The sequence below is a fragment of the Marinobacter algicola DG893 genome (assembly GCF_000170835.1).
GTDB lineage: Bacteria > Pseudomonadota > Gammaproteobacteria > Pseudomonadales > Oleiphilaceae > Marinobacter > Marinobacter algicola.
Genome location: NZ_ABCP01000006.1, coordinates 40826 through 61141 on the forward strand (window position 1 = coordinate 40826; position 20316 = coordinate 61141).

13 protein-coding genes and 1 tRNA gene are annotated in these 20316 nt (G+C 56.3%); 7 read left to right on the forward strand and 7 right to left on the reverse strand.

All coding sequences use genetic code 11. The annotated features are described in order from the left end of the window. Window positions 1-18: 18 nt before the first annotated feature. The 3 genes from MDG893_RS06640 (at window position 19) to MDG893_RS06650 (ending at window position 3463) form a co-directional block, all read left to right on the forward strand. A tRNA-Pro gene (locus MDG893_RS06640) sits at window positions 19-95 on the forward strand. A gap of 128 nt (window positions 96-223) precedes the next feature. Then, window positions 224-1804, forward strand: coding sequence for a hypothetical protein (locus MDG893_RS06645; protein ID WP_007152972.1), 1581 nt, complete (start codon window positions 224-226; stop codon window positions 1802-1804). A 99-nt stretch (window positions 1805-1903) separates the two neighbouring features. Further along, window positions 1904-3463, forward strand: coding sequence for a BCCT family transporter (locus tag MDG893_RS06650; protein WP_007152973.1), 1560 nt, complete (start codon window positions 1904-1906; stop codon window positions 3461-3463). Here MDG893_RS06650 and MDG893_RS06655 read toward each other — a convergent pair. Beyond that, window positions 3429-5258 carry an ABCB family ABC transporter ATP-binding protein/permease gene (locus tag MDG893_RS06655; protein ID WP_007152974.1) on the reverse strand — a complete coding sequence of 610 codons (1830 nt, stop codon included), beginning with the start codon at window positions 5256-5258 and terminating at the stop codon, window positions 3429-3431. The genes MDG893_RS06650 and MDG893_RS06655 overlap by 35 nt on opposite strands. Before the next feature lie 252 nt (window positions 5259-5510). Between MDG893_RS06655 and MDG893_RS06660 the strand changes: the two genes are divergently transcribed. Then, window positions 5511-7256 carry an ABC transporter transmembrane domain-containing protein gene (locus MDG893_RS06660; RefSeq protein ID WP_040474376.1) on the forward strand — a complete coding sequence of 582 codons (1746 nt, stop codon included), beginning with the start codon at window positions 5511-5513 and terminating at the stop codon, window positions 7254-7256. Window positions 7257-7337: 81 nt separating this feature from the next. After that, window positions 7338-8612 carry a 4-aminobutyrate--2-oxoglutarate transaminase gene (gene gabT / locus MDG893_RS06665; protein WP_007152976.1) on the forward strand — a complete coding sequence of 425 codons (1275 nt, stop codon included), beginning with the start codon at window positions 7338-7340 and terminating at the stop codon, window positions 8610-8612. Between the two features lie 98 nt (window positions 8613-8710). Here gabT and MDG893_RS06670 read toward each other — a convergent pair whose 3' ends face one another. Continuing rightward, window positions 8711-9451 (reverse strand): ParA family protein, encoded by a 741-nt coding sequence (locus tag MDG893_RS06670; RefSeq protein WP_007152977.1) that lies wholly within the window; start codon window positions 9449-9451, stop codon window positions 8711-8713. Window positions 9452-9715: 264 nt separating this feature from the next. On the opposite strand from MDG893_RS06670, the gene MDG893_RS06675 reads away from it, so the two are divergent. Together MDG893_RS06675 and MDG893_RS06680 are read left to right on the forward strand one after the other, a co-directional pair. After that, window positions 9716-11431, forward strand: coding sequence for a carbohydrate-binding module family 20 domain-containing protein (locus tag MDG893_RS06675; RefSeq protein ID WP_007152978.1), 1716 nt, complete (start codon window positions 9716-9718; stop codon window positions 11429-11431). A 163-nt stretch (window positions 11432-11594) separates the two neighbouring features. Next, window positions 11595-12359, forward strand: a complete 765-nt coding sequence (locus tag MDG893_RS06680) for a VC0807 family protein (protein WP_007152979.1) — start codon at window positions 11595-11597, stop codon at window positions 12357-12359. A gap of 120 nt (window positions 12360-12479) precedes the next feature. On the opposite strand, the gene gyrB is transcribed toward MDG893_RS06680, so the two are convergent. The 5 genes from gyrB to dnaA form a co-directional block, all read right to left on the reverse strand. Continuing rightward, complete coding sequence (gene gyrB / locus MDG893_RS06685) at window positions 12480-14894, reverse strand: DNA topoisomerase (ATP-hydrolyzing) subunit B (protein WP_007152980.1); 2415 nt, start codon at window positions 14892-14894, stop codon at window positions 12480-12482. 72 nt (window positions 14895-14966) lie between these two features. Then, on the reverse strand, window positions 14967-16106 hold the full coding sequence (gene recF, locus MDG893_RS06690; protein WP_007152981.1) for a DNA replication/repair protein RecF: 1140 nt from the start codon (window positions 16104-16106) through the stop codon (window positions 14967-14969). 105 nt (window positions 16107-16211) lie between these two features. Beyond that, the gene (locus MDG893_RS06695) at window positions 16212-17483 is read right to left on the reverse strand and encodes an ABC1 kinase family protein (RefSeq protein WP_007152982.1); all 1272 of its coding nucleotides are present in this window, start codon (window positions 17481-17483) and stop codon (window positions 16212-16214) included. 57 nt (window positions 17484-17540) lie between these two features. Beyond that, window positions 17541-18644, reverse strand: coding sequence for a DNA polymerase III subunit beta (dnaN, locus tag MDG893_RS06700; RefSeq protein WP_036211756.1), 1104 nt, complete (start codon window positions 18642-18644; stop codon window positions 17541-17543). A gap of 56 nt (window positions 18645-18700) precedes the next feature. Continuing rightward, entirely contained in the window at window positions 18701-20152 is a 1452-nt protein-coding gene (dnaA, locus tag MDG893_RS06705) for a chromosomal replication initiator protein DnaA (RefSeq protein WP_040474377.1), read from the reverse strand. Window positions 20153-20316: the final 164 nt, after the last annotated feature.

Here is a 20316-nt window from a genome sequence, read left to right on the forward strand (position 1 = left end):
ATAATACCGGCCGTTGATCGGCGTGTGGCGCAGCTTGGTAGCGCACTTCGTTCGGGACGAAGGGGTCGCAGGTTCGAATCCTGCCACGCCGACCATTTTCCCGCCTTTTACACCCTTTCCTCGCAACAATTTCCCTGGATACCCGATAGTTTTCCTGCAATTGACATAAAGCTTTAACAAAGGACAGGTACAACGGTGCTCTCATCCCAACGGAGCAGCAGTAATGTCCGACCAATCCTCCCTTTTGGTAGAGAAGCTCTGGCGCCTCAAACGCCGTATCGATAAGGGCCAGTGCCCGAGCGTCGACTTTGTCCATCTCAACGTCTTGCTGAGAGAGCCCAACTATCGCAATGACGTTCTGATGCGCGTGGAAGCCAATGGCACACCTGAACTTCAGGCGCTGGCGCGCGAGATCATGGCCAATGATGATGGCCGTCCGCTGATGGCTAAATCGTCGAACCAGAAACTTCAAGCCAATCCCGTCACCCCCCAAAAGACACGCAGTTGGTTTGCCCGTCACGCACTGGTGCTGGTGCCCGTAATTGGCGCTGTTGTCGCCACGGTCGCCGGCTTTACCGCATTTGAGAATCGCAACGTACGCATCAGCGATGACATTACCACAGACACCGTCTGGGAAAGCGGGCATCGATACACCCTTGAGAACACCGTCTTTGTGGAGGGCGCGAACCTGACCATCGAACCCGGCGTAACCGTCGAGGGTGAACCCGGTTCCGCACTGATCGTAACGCCCAGTGCCAAACTGTTTGCCCGTGGCAGCCGGAACCAACCGGTGGTCTTCACCAGCAGTAAGGAACCGGGGCAACGGGCTCGCGGGGACTGGGGTGGCGTTGTGCTTCTTGGAAAGGCGCCCGTGAACGAGCTGAATGCGCGAATTGAAGGCGTACCGGAAAACGACACCCGTGGGCAATTCGGTGGCAGCGACACGCAACACAGCTGCGGCGTGGTGCAATACACCCGCATCGAGTTCGCCGGTTTCGAGGTCTACCAGAACAACGAACTGAACGGCTTAACCCTGGGTGGCTGTGGCTCCAACACCATTATCCAGAATGTTCAGGTTCACCGCGCGCTGGACGACGGCATCGAAATGTTCGGTGGCACCGTCGACCTGAAAAACATCCTGGTGACCGGCGCTGCCGATGACAGCATCGACTGGGACTGGGGCTGGCGAGGCCGGGTACAGTTTGCCATTGTCCAGCAGTACCGGGGCGTTGGCGACAACGCCTTTGAGGGCGACAACAATGGCTCCAGCCACTCGGCCCAGCCGCAGTCCGAACCCACGTTCTATAACGTCACCCTTTATGGCAGCGGCCGTTCCGCGAAGGAACATCGGGCCATTCTGCTGAGGGAAGGCTCCGGCGGCCACTTCCACAATATGATCATCGACAGTTACGCTATTGAAGCCTTGGATACACGGGACGAAGTGACCGCGCTGGTCGGCATGAAAGCCCTGACGTTCAGCCACAACCTGCTTGCCAACAACGGTAGGCTGGGCAACCTCAACATTGTCAACGAGTCGGACGACGATGACTTCGGGTTCAACGAAGAACTGTGGATACGAAGCCCCGAACTGCAGAACACCGTTCAGGTTGAAACCGGCTTGCAGCCTTCTGTCACCAGTGAGTCTTCGCCGCATTTCCGCCCCAGAAGCTCAGTGCGCGCCATGACCGCCAAACGGCCTCCGAAAGCCGAATTCTTTGATGAGTCGGCGATGTACCAGGGCGCAATCAACCCCAGGGCCACATCAACCTGGCTGGACGACTGGACGGCATTTCCGGAATCCTGACGAGCTTACCAATGCCTGGGAGGGCGGCTACCTCCACAAAGGAATGCAGAGGTCTGAACTTTTCTGTACCCTGCGCGGCTCTTCGCGAAAGGAACAACCATGACCTCCCAGACAGACTCCCTGGCTACCTCTGAACGGTCGGGCGCTTTCTCCGATAGCGACCCGATCGTTCTGACTCTTACGATTGGCTTCATCCTGCTGTTCGTTGGCGCTTCCATTATTGACAGCAGCGCCGTCGCTACAGCGATTGGCGCCGGATTCACCTGGACGGCAAAGTACCTGGGGTCGTTCTTCCAATTACTCCTGCTGGCAACTTTTTTCATCTCACTCGGAACAGCAGTCAGCAAGGCGGGCAATGCAAGGATTGGTGGCCTGGACGAGCCGGAAATCAGCCGTTTTCGTTGGCTTTCAATGATCATGTGTACGCTGCTGGCCGGAGGAGGGGTGTTTTTCGCCGCTGGGGAACCGGTCTATCACTTCGTGGTAACACCACCGGCGTTTGATACCGAAGCCGGGACTGCTGCGGCCACTGCTCCCGCCATGGCGCAGTCGTTCACTCACTGGGGCTTCCTTGCCTGGGCCGTTCTCGGCTCGCTGACCGCACTGGTTCTCAGCAGGGCTCACTATGATCAGGGCAAACCGCTGCAGCCGCGAACCCTGTTGTACCCGGTGTTTGGTGAGAACGCTGTTCGAGGCAAGCTCGGTGGAGTGATTGATGCCCTCTGTGTCATTGCCGTAGTGGCAGGTACTGTGGGCCCTATTGGTTTCCTGGCCACCCAGGTGAGTTTTGGCTTGCATGAGCTGTTTGGCACCACCGATGGCTATGGCACCCAGCTCGCAGTACTGATCATTCTGGCCGGGGTGTACATGACCTCCGCCATGACCGGCCTGCACAAAGGCATTCAGCTGCTCAGCCGGTTCAACGTGCTCCTCGCCCTGGCCATCGCCGCGGTGATTTTCCTGTTCGGTCCCACACTGTTTCTAACCAACACCTTTACTCAGTCGTTCGGCGAGTACCTGACGTCTTTCATGGCGATGTCGACGATGACCGCTGAAACGGCACCGGACTGGTGGATGAAATGGTGGACGGTGTTTTTCTTTGCCTGGTTTATCGGTTACACACCATTGATGGCAGTGTTTGTTTCGCGAATTTCCCGCGGACGCACGGTTCGTGAAATGATCCTCGCGGTTGCCGTACTGGCACCCATTGCCACCACAATCTGGTTTACGCTGTTGGGTGGCTCGGGGATCTATCATCAGCTGGCCGGCACCTTTGACCTGACCGAAGCGTTGAACAATTTCCGTTTTGACGTCGCCACACTGACCGTGGCCCAGGCGCTGCCAGGGGGTACCTGGATGGCCGCCGCGATACTGCTGCTCACTACCATTTTTGTCGCCACCACCGGTGACTCCATGAGTTATTCCATCGCCATGGTGGGCGCGGGCCATGATGAGCCAAATCCTTGGATCCGGGTATTCTGGGGCGGCGCCATGGCCCTGATGGCCGCGATTCTGTTGTATATGGGTTCAGGCCAGATTGGCGTGCTTCAGCAGTTCATTGTGATAACCGCCATACCGGTCTCCTTTGTCATACTGCCATCCCTTTGGACAGGGCCAAAAGCGGCTATGGCCATGGCCCGTGATCAGGGGCTTGCCTGACAACATCATCACCAATCCGATGCTGCTGTTCCCAGAGCCTGGCGTAATGCCCCTTCTGGCCCAGCAGCTCGACATGGTTGCCACTCTCAACAATACGGCCGCCTTCCATCACCAGAATGGTATCCGCATCCCGCGTCGTCGACAGCCGATGAGCGATAACCAGGGAGGTGCGCTGGCGGCTGACTTCCTTCAAGGCCCCCAGGATCGCCTGTTCAGACAGCGAATCCAGGGATGAAGTGGCTTCATCCAGAATCAGCAGCGGTGGATTCTTGAGAATCACCCGGGCAATCGCCACCCGCTGTTTCTCGCCGCCGGAAAGTTTCAATCCCCGTTCACCGACCTGTGTGTTGTAGCCATCGGGCAGGCTGTGGATAAACTGTTCCAGGTGCGCCATTCGGGCCGCCTGGTATACCTCTTCCTCACTGGCATCAGGCCGACCGTAGGCCAGGTTGCGAAAAAGCGTATCGTTAAACAGCACCGTATCCTGGGGCACCACGCCAATGGCAGACCGCAGGCTATCCTGGGTAACCTCACGGATATCCTGACCATCAATCGTGATACTGCCCTGATTCACATCGTAGAACCGGAAAAGCAGGCGGGCGAGCGTCGACTTCCCCGCACCACTGGCGCCCACGACGGCGACGGTGTGCCCTGCGGGAATAGAGAAACTCACGTTCCGGAGAATCTGTCGGTTCGGGCGATAGCCAAAGTGAACATGATCGAAACGAACGTCGCCTTTCTCCACCACCAGCGCTTTGGCGCTCGGTGCGTCCTCGATGACCGGTTCGTCGCCGAGCAAACCGAACAGCCTCTCCACATTCACCAGCGCCTGACGGATTTCGCGGTAAACAAACCCCAGGGCGTTCAGAGGGATAAACAGCTGCAGCAGGTAGGCGTTGATCATGGTGAAATCCCCCAGGGTAATCTCACCACTGGCCACTTCCTGCACTGCCATAGCCATGATGACGATCATCGCCGCGCCGATAATCAGGGCCTGGCCCGAGTTCAGGGCGGCCAGCGACAGCCGGTTTTTGAGCCGTGCCTGTTCCCAATCATCCAGGTCCTGGTCGTAGAGCTCTGCTTCGAAGCGTTCGTTATTGAAATACTTTACGGTCTCGTAGTTGAGCAGGCTGTCCACCGCCCGGGAATTGGACTGGTTGTCGCGGGCATTGGCTTCCCGCACGTATTTCGTGCGCCACTCGGTGACCTTGATGGAAAACACCACATACACCACCACCGCCACCAAAATCGCCAGCACATAACCCACGTTGAACACCACGAAGAGAATGCCGGCCACCAGCAGGATTTCGAGGAGGGTGGGTACAATGTTGAAGAGGGTGAAGCGCAGCAGAAAGCTGATACCGTTGGTGCCCCGTTCAATGTCCCGGGCCAGTCCGCCGGTTTTCCGGTCCAGGTGGAAAGCCAGCTCCCGGTTGTGCAGATGTTCGAAAACCCGCAGCGACACGCGTCGCATTGCCCGTTCCGCAACTCGGGCGAACACCGCGTCCCGCAGTTCACTGAACAGCGTGCTGCCAAAACGAAGCAGGCCATAGGCAACGACCAGAAGCACTGGAATCCAAGTCAGAATGTCACCACTTCGGTTCTGGTCCAGGTAATCGACGATGTATTTCAGAGCGAAAGGTGTGGCGACCGTTGCCAGTTTGGAGAAAACCAGAAATCCCAGTGCCAGCATGACTCGACCACGAAATTCGGCCAGATAGGGCCATAGGCCAGCAATGACTTTCCAATCCGGTTTGTGATCAGCGGGGTAATCGTTATCGGCGTAGGCTCTCACTGTCGAAAATAACTCCAAGGTTAGGGAGCGCGCGTGGGTGGCAGGGTCTTCCGGGACCGTCAAAAGCCAGGGATGGCTTTTGTCGAGCGTACAGGGACGTATTTACAGCGTGTCCCGGAAGACCCTGCCACCCACGCGTGCTCTGCCCGCATGTATGATAGGTCCTGTTAGGAGTAGAAACCGTATTGTTGCCAGAGTTTACAGCACCCCGAAGTCAGGAGGCACATCATTAACACCCGTCATCGAAAAGCCCTGAAGCTGGTTGTCGATTTCATCAGCCCCTACAAAAGAGCCGTTGCCGGCGCTCTCGTGGCTCTTGTTATTACCGCCGGCATCACGCTTGCACTTGGTCAGGGCCTACGAATTCTGGTGGACCAGGGCCTCGCCACGCAGTCTCCCGCGATGTTGTCCAAAGCGGTAGGGCTGTTTTTTGTACTGGTAATCGGCCTGGCCATCGGCTCTTTTGCCCGTTTCTATCTCGTATCCTGGATTGGCGAACGGGTGGTGGCCGATATTCGAAAGCAGGTGTTTAACCATCTGATCGACCTTCACCCTGGCTTCTACGAGAAAAACCGAAGCCTGGAAATACAGTCGCGGTTCACCGCCGATACCACCGTACTGCAATCCGTCATTGGCTCCACCGTCTCCATCGCGCTGCGCAACACCCTGATGCTGGTGGGCGGGCTGATCCTGCTGTTCGTGACCAATGCCAAACTTGCCAGCATCATCATCCTCGGCTTTCCGCTGGTGATTATTCCCATCCTGGTTTACGGGCGCCGCGTCCGCCAGCTGTCCAGGCTGAGCCAGGACCGGGTCGCGGAAGTGGGCAGTTACGTGGGAGAGAACCTCACCCAGATCAAGACGGTGCAGGCGTTCAACCATCAGCCCCATGACCGCCGGTTTTTCTCACAGGTGGCGGAGAATGCCTTCGAGATTGCCCGTGTGAGGATTCGCCAGCGGGCCTGGCTGACCACCATCGCCATTACCCTGGTCATGGGAGCCATTGGCGTCGTTATCTGGATAGGCGGGCTGGATGTGATCTCTGGTCGTACCAGCCCGGGCGAGCTGGCGGCATTTGTGTTCTACAGCCTGCTGGTGGGACTCGCCGCCGGGGCCATTAGTGAGGTAATTGGTGAGTTGCAGCGCGCAGCCGGGGCAGCGGCGCGGATTTTCGAGCTGCTGCAGACACCCAGTGAAATCCACAGTGAGGCAAACGCGACCCAGGCTCTGCCCGACACGCTTCGCGGCGATATCGAGATCCGCCATTTAACCTTTTCTTATCCGGCTCGTCGCGATATCAAGGTTCTGCAAAGCCTTTCACTTCGCATCCAGGCAGGCGAAACCGTGGCCCTGGTTGGTCCCTCTGGTGCCGGGAAGTCTACGCTGTTCGACCTGCTCTTGAGGTTCTATGACCCAGATACGGGGCAGATCCTCATCGACGGCATTGATAGTCGTAAGTTAGTGCTCACAGACCTGCGCCAATGCTTTGCGCTGGTGCCACAAAATCCCGCGCTGTTTCACGGCACCATTGCCGATAACATCCGCTACGCCCGACCTGAGGCCAGCGACACTGCCATGGTGGAGGCCGCCAGGATTGCCCATGCCGATGAGTTTATCCGCAAACTGCCAAAGGGATATGAAACGCCACTGGGCGATACGGGTCTCGGGCTATCAGGTGGGCAGAAACAGCGGTTGGCGATTGCCCGCGCACTGCTTGCGGATGCGCCTATACTGTTATTGGATGAGGCCACCAGCGCACTGGATGCAGAAAGCGAACACCTGATCCAACAAGCCATGCCGGGGCTGATGTCCAACCGCACGACATTGGTCATCGCACACCGGCTGGCCACCGTCAGGCACGCCAATCGTATCATTGTGATGGACGCCGGAATTATTCAGGATATCGGCAACCACGATGAACTTGTCGAACGGAATCCGCTGTACCGGAGACTTTCGGAACTTCAGTTCCGGGAAGACATTGGCGGCCGCAGTACGTAGAAACAACAGGGCCGGGTTTTCAAACCGGGCCATCATTTCGTGTATGCTGACAGTACCAAACCGAATTCGAGGAGAGGCAAAGTGACGAACAAAGAATTGCAGGCACTCAAAGAACGTTATGTCGCGGCCGGTGCTGCCAGCCCCAACGAGCAGTTTGCCGACCATGCGACCAATGCCGAGCTCTGGGATGCCGATGGCAAGCGTATGATCGACTTCGCCGGCGGCATTGGTGTACTGAATATCGGCCATCGTCACCCCAAAGTGGTTGAAGCGGTGAAGGCGCAGTTGGACAAGCTGATGCATACCTGCCAGACCGTCATGCCCTACGAGGGCTATGTGAAGCTGGCACAGAAGCTCAGTGAAGTGGTTCCGGTCAAGGGCCACGCCAAGGTCATGCTGGCCAACTCCGGCGCAGAAGCTCTGGAAAACGCCATGAAAATCGCCCGCGCGGCGACCGGAAAAACCAACGTGATCTGCTTTGACGGCGGTTATCACGGCCGTACCTTCTACACCATGGCCATGAACGGCAAAGCCGCGCCTTACCAGACCGATTTCGGCCCGATGCCGGGTACCGTTTTCCGCGCACCCTATCCAGTTCCCTATCACGGCGTCAGTGAAGACGAAGCGCTCCGTGGCCTGAAGATGGCCATGAAAGCTGATTCACCCGCCAGTGACACCGCCGCCATCGTGATAGAGCCGGTATTGGGTGAGGGCGGTTTCTACGCCGCACCAGCCAGCTTCCTCAAAGAGATTCGCAAGATCTGCGATGAAAACGGCATCCTGATGATCGCGGATGAGGTTCAGAGCGGCTTTGGCCGGACCGGTAAGATGTTCGCCATCGAGCACAGTGGTGTCGAGCCTGACATGATGACCATGGCCAAGAGTATGGCCGATGGCATGCCGATCTCAGCCATTGTCGGTACCGACAAGGTTATGGACTCGTCCGGCCCGAACTCCCTCGGCGGCACCTACACTGGCAGCCCGACGGCCTGTGCGGCAGCCCTGGCAGTATTTGACGTGTTCAAGGAAGAAGACATTCTGGGTAAGAGTCAGCGCCTGGGTGACACGCTGCGCAAACGTTTTGATCAGTGGCAGGAACAGTTCCCCCACGTGGACAACGTGCGTAACCTCGGGCCCATGGCAGCCATTGAACTGGTCACCGACAAGACCAGCAAAGAACCCAGGGCAGACCTGGCGGCGGCCGTTACCAAGAAAGCCAAGGAAAATGGCCTGATCCTGCTTAGCTGCGGCATGTACGGCAATACCTTGCGTTTCCTGATGCCGGTCACCATCGAGGATAATATTCTTGAGGAAGGCCTGGCGATCGTTGAGCAGGCACTGAAAGAGGTGGGCTGAAACGCCCTCAGGCAGGGTCATTAACACACCTGCCCCTATGTGCCGGAACGCTGGTCAGTGAGAAGCTGACCAGCGTTTTTTTATGGGTTCTAACCGTTCTAGATCAACTTCCTGATTTCCTTCCACAAGCGCCGGTAGGCATCGGCAGCCGCGGATGACCGGTCCATCAATTCCACCGGCTGGCCACTCTCGCCCATCTTCTCCACCACACTGGCATTGGGAATCAGTGCGTTCAGCCCACTCTCGAGGCGCTGTTTGCGATGGATCACCATCTCGCGATGCAGATTCTTGCGGCGGTCCACGATGGAGAAAAACGGGTGCAAACGACCGGGTTTGAGCTTCTTGTCCCTGGCGAATGCCTGGAGCTGTTGCCAGCTATTCAGGGCAAGCCAGGTCGGAACCACCGGCACAAACACGCCATCAGCGGTTTTCAACACCTGCTCGGACAACCGCGACATCGAGGGCGGGCAATCCAGTACGACCAGGCTGGTTTCCTCCGATAGCGGCGCCAGCCAGTTTTTGAGGGTATTGGCGCTGTCGTCCTTGTCCAGCCGAACATCAAGATTGCGAAAACTGTTATGGGCCGGAATAAAATCGAGGTCAGGGTAGGCACTGGCACGAATAAATTTGCCGATGGGGGTCTTGCCATCCATCAGTGCGGCCAGTTTCCGACCCTTAATCTCGTCGGTTCCCGACAGGTACCAGCTGGCCGCCCCCTGAGGGTCGAGATCCCACAACAGGGTGGGAATGCCAGCCTGGCTGGCCAGGTAGGCGATGTTTACAGCCGCAGCGGTTTTACCGACACCGCCTTTAAGACTGTAAAACGCAATGATCTTCATGCTTCCTCCTAAAGCCCCGTCAAAACACCGGCTGCAAGCTTAACCGATCCCTCTGGCAGGTGTGTTTCAGTTTAGTGACACGTATCCGGAAGCTACGTAAATTTCGCAACTCCTCCCCCTGACTACTCCCCGCAAACTGCCTGAAAGGATGTTTTGGCTAACGATTGAACACTTCATGTTGATAATGGACATCCACAACTGCCGTCAACAGGCGGCATTGGCCATTGGATCGTCTCCACAACAAATACAACACAGGAGCACACAATGATCTCCATACAACGCCTGGTAACCGGTGTCAGTCTCGGCCTGACACTTGCGTTGCCCATCAATACTGCCCATGCCGGTACCTTTGTCCATCTGTTCGAATGGAAGTGGAGCGATGTCGCTACCGAATGTGAACAGTTTCTTGGTCCCAAGGGTTACAGCGCCGTACAGGTGTCACCGCCCCAGGAACACATTCAGGGCGGCGCCTGGTGGACGCGCTACCAACCGGTCAGCTACCAGCTCCAGAGCCGCAGTGGCAACGCCAGCCAGTTCGCCGACATGGTGTCGCGCTGCAACACGGCCGGGGTCGATGTTTATGTCGATGCGGTGATCAACCATACCGCCAATGGTACGGGAACCGGTACGGCTGGGTCCTCTTACAGTAGCGATTCCCTGACGTATCCCATCTACAGTGGCAACGATTTCCACGCCGAATGCAGTATCAACGGCTCGGATTACAGTTCGGATGCCTGGCGCGTGCGCAATTGCCGCCTCGTCGGCTTACCGGATCTGGATACCGGAAGCAGCTATGTGCGCAACACTCTGGCCGGCTACCTCAATCAACTCACTTCGCTGGGTGTAAAGGGTATTCGGGTGGATGCCGCCAAACATATGTCACCCGGTGATATCGGCGCCATCATCAATCAGGCCAACGGCCCACTGTACGTATTCCAGGAGGTGATCGACCTGGGTGGTGAAGCCGTCAGTGCCACCGAATACACCGGGACGTCAGACGTCACCGAGTTCCGCTACAGCGCGTCCATTGGCAACGTCTTCAAGAACCAACAACTGGCCAATCTCAACGCCTTTGGCGAGAGCTGGGGATTCCTGTCCGGCGGTGATGCCGTGGTATTCACCGACAACCATGACAACCAGCGTGGCCATGGAGCCGGTGGCAGCAATGTGTTGACCTACAAAGATGGTGCTCTTTACAACCTGGCCAACGTGTTCATGCTGGGCTGGCCCTATGGCTACCCCAAGGTAATGTCGAGTTACGCATTTTCCAACGGTGACCAGGGCCCTCCAGCCCAAAACGTCTACCAGAACGGGACTGCTCAGTGCGGCTCCGCCTGGGTATGCGAACATCGCTGGGACTCTATTGCCAACATGGTTGCCTTCCGGGCCGAGACCGACGGCCAGGGCGTGAACAACTGGTGGGACAACGGCAATAACCAGATTGCGTTCAGTCGTGGCAACAAGGGGTTCGTCGCCATCAATCGTGAAGGGGGCGCTCTGTCGCGGACCTTTAACACCGGACTGGCCGATGGTGACTATCGCAATGTGGCTGGCAACGGTGCCTGCGTGACGGTGCGGAATGGCCAGGTGGCATTGACGGTACCGTCGATGGAAGCGGCCGCACTTCATACCGGAGCCCCCTGTGATGGAGGCGATCCCAACCCGCCAACGGCAGGAACGGCAACCGTCACCTTCCAGTGCCAGAACGGCACTACCACCATGGGGCAAAGCGTGTACGTCACCGGCAACGATAGCGCACTGGGGAACTGGTCGCCCGCCGATGCGGTAAAACTGGATCCAACAGCCTACCCAACCTGGACTGGGTCTATCGATCTGCCAGCGCAGACCTCCATCGAGTGGAAATGCCTCAAGCGCAGCGAAACCGATCCCGGCGCGCAGCAACAGTGGCAGTCAGGTGGCAATAACCAGGTCCAGACCGGAGGAGAGGGCACCAGCAGTTCCACTTCCGGTTCGTTCTAGAACGGACCTGCCACTACCACCCACTGACAACCGGCCCGCGTCAGCGGGTCGGTATCGCCGACCTCGGTTACTCACACTCACGGTTTCATCGTATACTGCCTGACGACTTATTCGGTATGCTGGATTCCACCGGCATCACTTCCCCGAACGATCAGGCTGATTTATGACCGACCCGGAAACCCAATCACCACCGACCCACAAGCCAAGGCCCTGGGTTGATCTACTCGTCAGTATCATCATTCCCTCCGTCATTCTGATGAAGTTGAGCGGGGATGAATATCTGGGCAGTGTCATGGCCCTGGTCATTGGTCTTGCGTTCCCCCTCGGATGGGGACTGTTCGAGTTGGTGCGCTATCGCAAGTACAACTTTATAGCCGTGCTCGGCATTGTCAGCGTAGGCCTGACCGGAGGTATCGGCCTGATGGAACTGGATGCCGGCTGGCTGGCAATCAAGGAAGCTGCGGTTCCCGCCGTCATCGGTATTGCCGTGCTCGTTTCAACCCGTACACGCTATCCACTGGTTAGAACACTGCTGTACAACCCGTCCGTACTGAACGTCGACAAGATTCAGGCGGTGCTGAAGGAAAACGGAAGTGAAGGAGAATTCGAAGCCCGCCTTCTCAAGGCCAGCTATTTCTTCAGCCTGACCTTTCTGTTCTCCTCCATCATGAATTTCGTGTTGGCCAAGTGGATTGTCACCAGCCCGTCCGGAACCCAGGCGTTCAATGAGGAACTGGGCAGGATGACTCTGGTGAGTTATCCCATGATCGCTATTCCCTCGATGATCATGATGATCGCCATCTTCTACTACCTTTGGCGCTCCATTCGCCGACTGACCGGCTATACCCTTGAAGATGTCATGGCGCCACACCTTGCGGCCCAGCACGACGGCAAGTCTTCTGACACATCCACGGGTAACGGTGGCTGACTCCGGACAGCCCTGGAAAATCCATTTAAATATCTGAATTACAAAGAAAAAAGGCGACCACAAGGTCGCCTTTTTCATGTCCCCGGATAAACCTCGGGGCCGATCACAAACCCGCCGCGATCACACGTCCAGGTTAGTCACTTCAAGCGCGTTACTCTGGATAAACAAGCGCCGTGGTTCGACGTCATCGCCCATCAGGGTGGTGAAGATCTGGTCTGCCGCAATGGCGTCCTCGATGGTGACCTTCATCATGCGGCGAGTCTCCGGATCCATGGTGGTTTCCCACAACTGCTCCGGATTCATTTCGCCCAGCCCCTTATAGCGCTGGATGTTCAGGCCACGCTGAGCTTCCTTCATCAGCCAGTCCAGAGCGCCCTCGTACGACAGCACGGCTTGCTTACGCTCGCCACGCTGGATGTAAGCACCGTCTTCGATCAAACCGTCCAGCGTCTCACCCATTCTCGCGATGGCCGCGTAGGAGGACGACTCGAAAAACTCATGGCTGAACACGTGGTCATGGGGAATACCGTGCACGTAAATCACTACCTTCGGCAGGTAGAGATTGCGTTCAGTGTCCTTTTCCACCGAGAAGGTGTACTTGGTGCCGGTGCGGGTATCCAGCTGCAAACCGTCACCCAGGCGGGCAACCCAGCGAGCCACTTCCGCCTCTTCCTTCAGGTGCTCTGGTTTCAGGGTCACGTTGTCCAACATTTGCTGGAGTACCTTGGCCGGGTAGGCGCGGGACAGACGATCAATCATCGCCATCACCGCCTGGTAGTCCTTCACCATGGTTTCCAGAGCGGAATCCTTGATAGCCGGCGCTTCCGGATTGACATAGAGTTGAGCGCCTTCCAGGGCGGTCTGTGTCAGGTAGGCTTCCTTGGCTTTTTCATCTTTCAGGTACTGCTCCTGCTTGCCACGCTTGACCTTGTACAGCGGCGGCATGGCAATGAACACATGGCCACGCTCAATGATTTCACGCATCTGACGGAACAGGAAGGTGAGTAGCAGCGTACGGATGTGAGAACCGTCCACGTCCGCATCGGTCATGATAATCAGGGAGTGGTAGCGGAGTTTTTCCGGATTGAATTCCTCTCGCCCGATGCCGCAGCCCAGCGCAGTAATGAGCGTACCCACTTCCGCCGAGGACAACATCTTGTCGAAGCGGGCCTTCTCCACGTTCAGGATCTTACCTTTGAGGGGCAGGATGGCCTGTGTCTTCCGGTCACGCCCCTGTTTGGCACTCCCGCCAGCGGAATCACCCTCCACAATGAACAGTTCGGAAAGCGCGGGATCTTTTTCCTGACAGTCCGCCAACTTACCCGGCAGACCGGCGATATCCAGTGCTCCCTTGCGGCGCGTCATGTCACGGGCCTTGCGAGCTGCTTCACGAGCGCGGGCGGCTTCAATCATCTTGTTGACGATCAACTTAGCCTCGCTGGGTTGCTCCTGCAGGAAGTCCGCAAAGGATTGATACAGCTCCTGCTCAACCGCGGTTTTGACCTCGGAAGAAACCAACTTGTCCTTAGTCTGGGACGAGAACTTTGGGTCAGGAACCTTCACGCTGATAATAGCCGTCAGACCTTCCCGGGCGTCGTCGCCGGACGTGCTGACCTTGGCCTTTTTGCCCAGGCCTTCATGCTCAATATAGTTGTTGAGCGAACGGGTCAGGGCCGCACGGAAACCAGCAAGGTGGGTACCACCGTCGCGCTGCGGGATATTGTTGGTAAAGGTGTAGATGTTTTCCTGGAAAGCATCGTTCCACTGCATGGCCACTTCCACCGCGATACCGTCTTCACGTTCCTTGATGAAATGGAACACACGGTTGATCGGTGTCTTGTTGGAGTTCAGGTGCTCAACAAAGGCACGTAGGCCGCCCTCGTATTCAAACACCTCTTCCTTGCCACTACGCTCATCCTGCAGGCGGATACGTACACCGCTGTTCAGGAACGCCAGTTCCCGCAGGCGCTTGGCCAGAATATCCCAGTGAAACTCAATGCTGGTAAACGTCTCCGGGGAAGGAATGAAGTGAACCTTCGTACCACTGGCGTCGGTGTCGCCAACCACGTCGAGCGGCGCTTTTGGCACGCCGTTGTTGTAGGTTTGCTCATAAACCTTGCCATCACGTCGAATGGTCAACGTAAGTGAGGAGGAGAGGGCATTGACCACCGACACCCCAACGCCGTGAAGCCCACCGGAGACCTTATAGCTGTTGTCATCAAACTTACCGCCGGCATGGAGAACCGTCATGATGACTTCCGCTGCGGAGACACCTTCCTCCTTGTGAAGGTCGACCGGAATGCCACGGCCATTATCCCTGACCGTAACCGATTCATCCGGATGAATGATCACACCAATTTCAGAACAGTGCCCTGCCAACGCCTCGTCAATGGAGTTGTCCACCAACTCGAAGACCATGTGATGCAGGCCGGTGCCATCGTCAGTGTCACCGATGTACATACCGGGCCGCTTTCGAACGGCATCCAGTCCTTTCAATACCTTGATGCTTGAGGAGTTGTAGTTCGATTCACTCATTAGGGTACTCCTGAAGGGTGATTTCCCGGCGTGACGCCATTGCCGCTGCTAATACAGCACGATGAAAGTGGATCATCCGGGTTCCTGTTCTTCCGTCAATTTGCCATGTTCCACGTGGAACAATCTGTATTCCGGCATGGTGTGCCGCCATAATTCATCCGGTCTGGGTGCCTCTATCGATGTTACAAACACCTGACACCGTAATTCATGAAGCTTTTGGGCCAGCATGGCCCTATGGACCACATCCAACTCCGCATTGATATCGTCCAGCAAAAACGTAACCTGCTTTCCCAGATCGCTTAGTACCATGCCTTGTGCGATCTTCATCAAAATGACCAGAGTCTTTTGCTGGCCCCGGGAGAAGGTTTCTGCCACCGGCCTTCCCTGGTATCGCAAGCGGATGTCCGCCCGATTGGGTCCGTACAGGGTATGGCCCATTTTCTGTTCCTGCTCCCGGTGCGAGCGCAGCACCTCAACCAGGGATTGGCTGGCGTCCCAGCCGACATAATAGTCGAGCTTTAATCCATCAACCCAGGGCGCGTCGATCTCACCGAGTAAACTGTGGAAAGCCTTGGTAAAGAGCCGAAAGGTTTCGTTCCGGGCTTGCGTCAGGCGCTCCGCCAACTCCGTGTACTGAGAATCCCAGACCTTCATCAGAGCGTCGTCTATTCTACCATTTCTCAGGATCTGATTCCGCTGTGACGTCACTCTTTGACACTGCTGCCACACCGACGCAAATGAAGGTTCCACGTGGAACACTGCCCAATCGAGAAACTGCCTGCGTTTGCCGGGCCCGCCCGCAACAATATCAAACACACCAGGGTCAATAACCGATACGGGAAGATGCCGGGCGAGAGAAGACAGGTTGCGAACCGCTTCACCGTCGACCCGGAGAGTGGTTTCCTTAGCGGTCACATCCCTGGAGATACCGACGCGATGATTCAGCTCCCCGGATGATGGTTTTTGTTCCGCTCCGGACATTCCCTGATCCAGACCGCCGAATACCGTCAACTTGTGTTGACCGTGACTGACGACTGCTTGATGACGACTCACTCGGAATGAACGGCCAAGCCCGAGATAACCAATGGCTTCCAGCACACTGGTTTTTCCGCTGCCGTTGGCGCCATACAACAAGTTTATGGAAGGTGAGAAACTGACCGGCGCAGGGGAGAGATTGCGGAAATTTTCCGATTGAAGTTTAACGAGCGCCATAGGTCACGATAGGTTTTCAACCTGCAAGGGACGGGAAACAAAAAAGGCAGCGTGCCCATATCGACAACGCTGCCCCAGTGTACAAAACCTTGTGGGTGAACGCGATTAATGCAACATGTTGAGGCGCTCATCCATAAATACATCCATCTCCGGTGCCAATATGTGAACGTAGCGATCAAAGTACAGGAACTGCTTGAGCAACAGCGCGAATTCCCTTGGAAAATGCAGCCCGTGGCCCTCACCAATTCGTACCATATCCATCAGGATGTTGTTCACATCATCCTCGGCTTGTTCCGCCTGATAGGGAGCTTCATCCGGCACCATGGTATCCATTTGCTGATAAAGGCGTCGCAAGTCGGCTGCCAGCTCCGCAACCTGAACCTTTTGGTGGGTGATACCGATACGAATCATGGCGTCGGCCATGCCTTCAAAATTGCCTACCATGACCGTTGATATAAAATCACTGACGGCCTGCCAGGTATCCGGACGGATCCGTCCCACAATACCGAAATCAATAAAACCAACCCGGCCATCTTTCAACACCATCAGATTGCCCGCATGCACGTCGGCGTGGAAAAACTCACACTGGGTAAGACTGGAAAACCAGGTGTTCATCGCGGTAATCAGCGTGCGCTCCGGATCCCGCGCGTAACCCCGGATGCTTTCGAGATCCGTCAGAGGTACGCCGTGGAAGCGCTCCATGGTAAGAATGCGCCGGGTACTGCAGCTTTCATAAACCCGTGGCACAGTGGCATCCTCGTTATGGGTGTTATGGAGAAACTCACGGAACACCTTAAGGTTGTTCGCTTCCTTGATGAAGTCGCATTCCTCCATCATGGTGCGCTGGATTTCCTCCACGATTCCAGACAACGAAGTCCAGGACAGTTTGGGCGCCAGGGTCTCCAGAATTTTTGCGGACAAATACAGGAAATTCAGATCCGTCAGCAGAATATTTTCCACACCCGGCTTTTGCACCTTAATCACCACATCCTCGCCGGTGACCAGTTTCGCGGCGTGAACCTGTGCAATCGACGCCGATGCCAAAGCCACCGGGTCAATATCAGAGTAAACGTCTTCGATTGGCCGGCCCAATTCGTCCCGGACAATTTTCCGGATCACACTGAATGGCAGGCTCGGGGTACGGTCCAGACAGTATTGGAATTCCTCCACGTATTCCTTGGGGAAAAACGTGGGGGAGCTGGCGATAAACTGGCCGAGCTTGATGTAGGTGGCACCCAAGGATTCAAACGTCTGCCTGAGCAACCGCGGTGCGGGCGGTCGATCGCCCCGCACCCAATTCACTCCGGCGCGTCCCAACACCGATACGGTCTGACCGATTCGAAAGGCACCCTTGAGGCTATTCGTCACCGTTCCCATGACTCTCTTCCTTACTGATCCGGTAAATATCTGGCGGCCACGACCAATCCGGCAGACTTACAGCCGCATCGGCATGACAACATAGAGGCAGCGATTGTCGTTCTCGGCCTCGATCAACGCGCTGCTGTTGGGATTGGCCAGGGTAATCTTGACCTGATCCTCATCCAGCGCATTCATCACATCCACCAGATAGCCTACATTAAAGCCAATCTGAAGTGATTCGCCCTGATACTCGACCGGCAGCGCGTCTTCGGCCTGTTCCTGGTCCGGGTTGTTGGCAAATACCTGCAACTCGTTGGGCGCCAGATTCAGGCGTACGCCACGGATGTTTTCATGGGAAAGAATGCCGGCACGCTGAAGTGTGTTCTTGAGGGTAGCACGATCCGCCAGGACAACTTTATCTCCACCCCGGGGAATCACCCGGTTATAGTCGGGAAATTTGCCTTCGATCAACTTCGAGGTAAAGGTATAGGAACCAACCGTCGCCCGCAGATGATTGTCTCCGATCACCAGGGTCACCGGGGTTTCCACATCATCCAGCAAGCGCGCCAGTTCCAGCACACCCTTACGCGGCACGATCACCTGGCGGGGTTCCGGGCAGCCGGTGGGCAAATCAAAATGCGCCATGGCCAGGCGATGGCCGTCAGTCGCCACGGTGCGAACGTGATCCTTGTCAACTTCCAGCAACAGCCCGTTCAGGTAATAGCGAACATCCTGTTGAGCCATTGCAAAAGCGGTGGCGTCGAACATTCGACTGAGTTCTTTCTGAGGCAGCTCCAGGCCAAAACTTTCCGCATCATCCTCAACGTTGGGAAAATGCTCCGCCGGCAAGGTCGACAGCGTAAAGTGGCTGGCACCACAACGCAGATGCAGGCGGTCGCCCTCCAACGCCAACTCAATAGGCGCCTCGTCACCCAACGCCCGGCAAATATCGGACAACTTCCGCGCCGGTACTGTAATACGGCCCGGCTGGTCAACGTGTACCGGTGACACCCGGCCCACCAGTTCCACTTCCATATTGGTACCGGTCAGCGTGAGGGTATTGTCCTCGGCCACCAACAACACGTTGGAGAGAACGGGCATTGTCTGTTTTCGCTCCACCACACCGGCAATGGACTGAAGGGGGGTAAGCAGAGATTCTCGGCTGATCGTCAGTTTCATGGCACTCAGCATTCTTTTATTGGAAGGTGAATGTGTATTGGCCGCCGCTAACCTGGTCAGGTTGTCAGTAGCCGCATAAAGTTCTGATAATCCTCACGGATGCCAGGATCCGTTTCCTGCAGCTCTACAATCTTTTTGCAGGCATGCAATACCGTGGTGTGATCACGGCCACCAAACGCATCGCCAATTTCCGGCAGGCTGTGATTGGTCAATTCCTTGGCCAGGGACATGGCAACCTGTCTTGGCCGGGTCACCGTACGGGTGCGCCGTTTTGACAACAGATCGGCCACCTTGATCTTGTAGTACTCCGCCACCGTACGCTGGATGTTATCTATACTGACCTGCTTCTCATGCAGCGCCAACAGATCCTTGAGGCTTTCCCGGATAAACGGCGGCGTGATTTCCGATCCAGTGAAGTGAGCATTCGCTATCACCAGACGCAGCGCCCCTTCTAGCTCACGAACGTTCGATCGAATTTTCTGCGCAATGAAAAACGCCGCCTCGCTGCTGAGTTTGACGTTCACCTGCTCCGCCTTCTTCATCAGGATGGCGACCCTCGTCTCCAGCTCCGGTGGCTCTACCATCACAGTCAGGCCCCAGCCGAAACGGGATTTGAGGCGCTCTTCCATATCCACAATTTCTTTCGGAAAGCGGTCACAGGTCACAATAACCTGTTGCCCACCCTCCAATAACGCATTGAAGGTATGGAAGAATTCCTCCTGGGAGCGCTCCTTGCGGGCAAAAAACTGAATATCGTCTATCAACAGTGCGTCCACAGAACGGTAATAGCGCTTGAACTCATTGATGGCGTTTAACTGAAGTGCCTTCACCATATCCGCGACAAACCGCTCGGAGCGAAGATAAGCCACCTTGGCTCTCGGGTTGCGCCGTACAATGTCATTGCCAATGGCATGCATCAGGTGGGTCTTACCCAGCCCCACACCACCGTACAAAAACAGTGGGTTGTAGGCCCCACCAGGATTTTCTGCGACTTGCATCGAGGCCGCCCGAGCCAACTGGTTCGATTTACCCTCCACAAACGTGTCAAAGGTAAAGCCTTCGTTGAGGAAACTCTGGTGTTTGATGTCACCCTCAACCTGAACCGAACGCCGTTCACTGGAACTCTTGGCCTTTACCGACGGCGTGGTCACTGTGGCCGCCACGCCTTTCTCTTCTTCCGTTACCCGACTACCCGCTTCCTCCTGTTCGGCGGCTACGCCACTGACCGCGTTCTCCGAACGGACCACCAGGTCAGACGACCGTGGTGCGGACCCCACCTTCATATCAATTCGAGGCGCCTGACCACCGTGAAGATCCTTCAAGACTTCTTCAATTCTTCTGAGGTATTTTTCGTTCACCCAGTCCATGACAAACCGGTTGGGTGCAAACAGCATCAACTGACCCTCGCGGTGATCCGACTGCAAGGGTCTAAGCCAGGTGTTGAATTGCTGGGCGGGAAACTCGTCCCGGAGTACTTCCAGACACTGATGCCATAGATTATTCGGCACGACAGTCTTGCCTCCGATGCCTCAGAAATTTCTCGTCACGGATCTCCATGACCCGACGAAAGAGATGACCAAGGATTCTAACCTGAGCACCTCGCGAGTGAAAGAGCCAAACGCATTTAATAAACAGCCTGTGGAAATTTATTTTCTTTTATTTCAAATTTTTA

Bases quoted from the DNA above. Each gene is read 5' to 3' on its own strand.
- dnaN (WP_036211756.1), bottom strand. From the start codon at position 18,644: ATGAAACTGACGATCAGCCGAGAATCTCTGCTTACCCCCCTTCAGTCC.
- recF (WP_007152981.1), bottom strand. From the start codon at position 16,106: ATGGCGCTCGTTAAACTTCAATCGGAAAATTTCCGCAATCTCTCCCCT.
- gyrB (WP_007152980.1), bottom strand. From the start codon at position 14,894: ATGAGTGAATCGAACTACAACTCCTCAAGCATCAAGGTATTGAAAGGA.
- MDG893_RS06695 (WP_007152982.1), bottom strand. From the start codon at position 17,483: ATGGGAACGGTGACGAATAGCCTCAAGGGTGCCTTTCGAATCGGTCAG.
- MDG893_RS06670 (WP_007152977.1), bottom strand. From the start codon at position 9,451: ATGAAGATCATTGCGTTTTACAGTCTTAAAGGCGGTGTCGGTAAAACC.
- MDG893_RS06675 (WP_007152978.1), top strand. From the start codon at position 9,716: ATGATCTCCATACAACGCCTGGTAACCGGTGTCAGTCTCGGCCTGACA.
- MDG893_RS06650 (WP_007152973.1), top strand. From the start codon at position 1,904: ATGACCTCCCAGACAGACTCCCTGGCTACCTCTGAACGGTCGGGCGCT.
- MDG893_RS06680 (WP_007152979.1), top strand. From the start codon at position 11,595: ATGACCGACCCGGAAACCCAATCACCACCGACCCACAAGCCAAGGCCC.
- MDG893_RS06645 (WP_007152972.1), top strand. From the start codon at position 224: ATGTCCGACCAATCCTCCCTTTTGGTAGAGAAGCTCTGGCGCCTCAAA.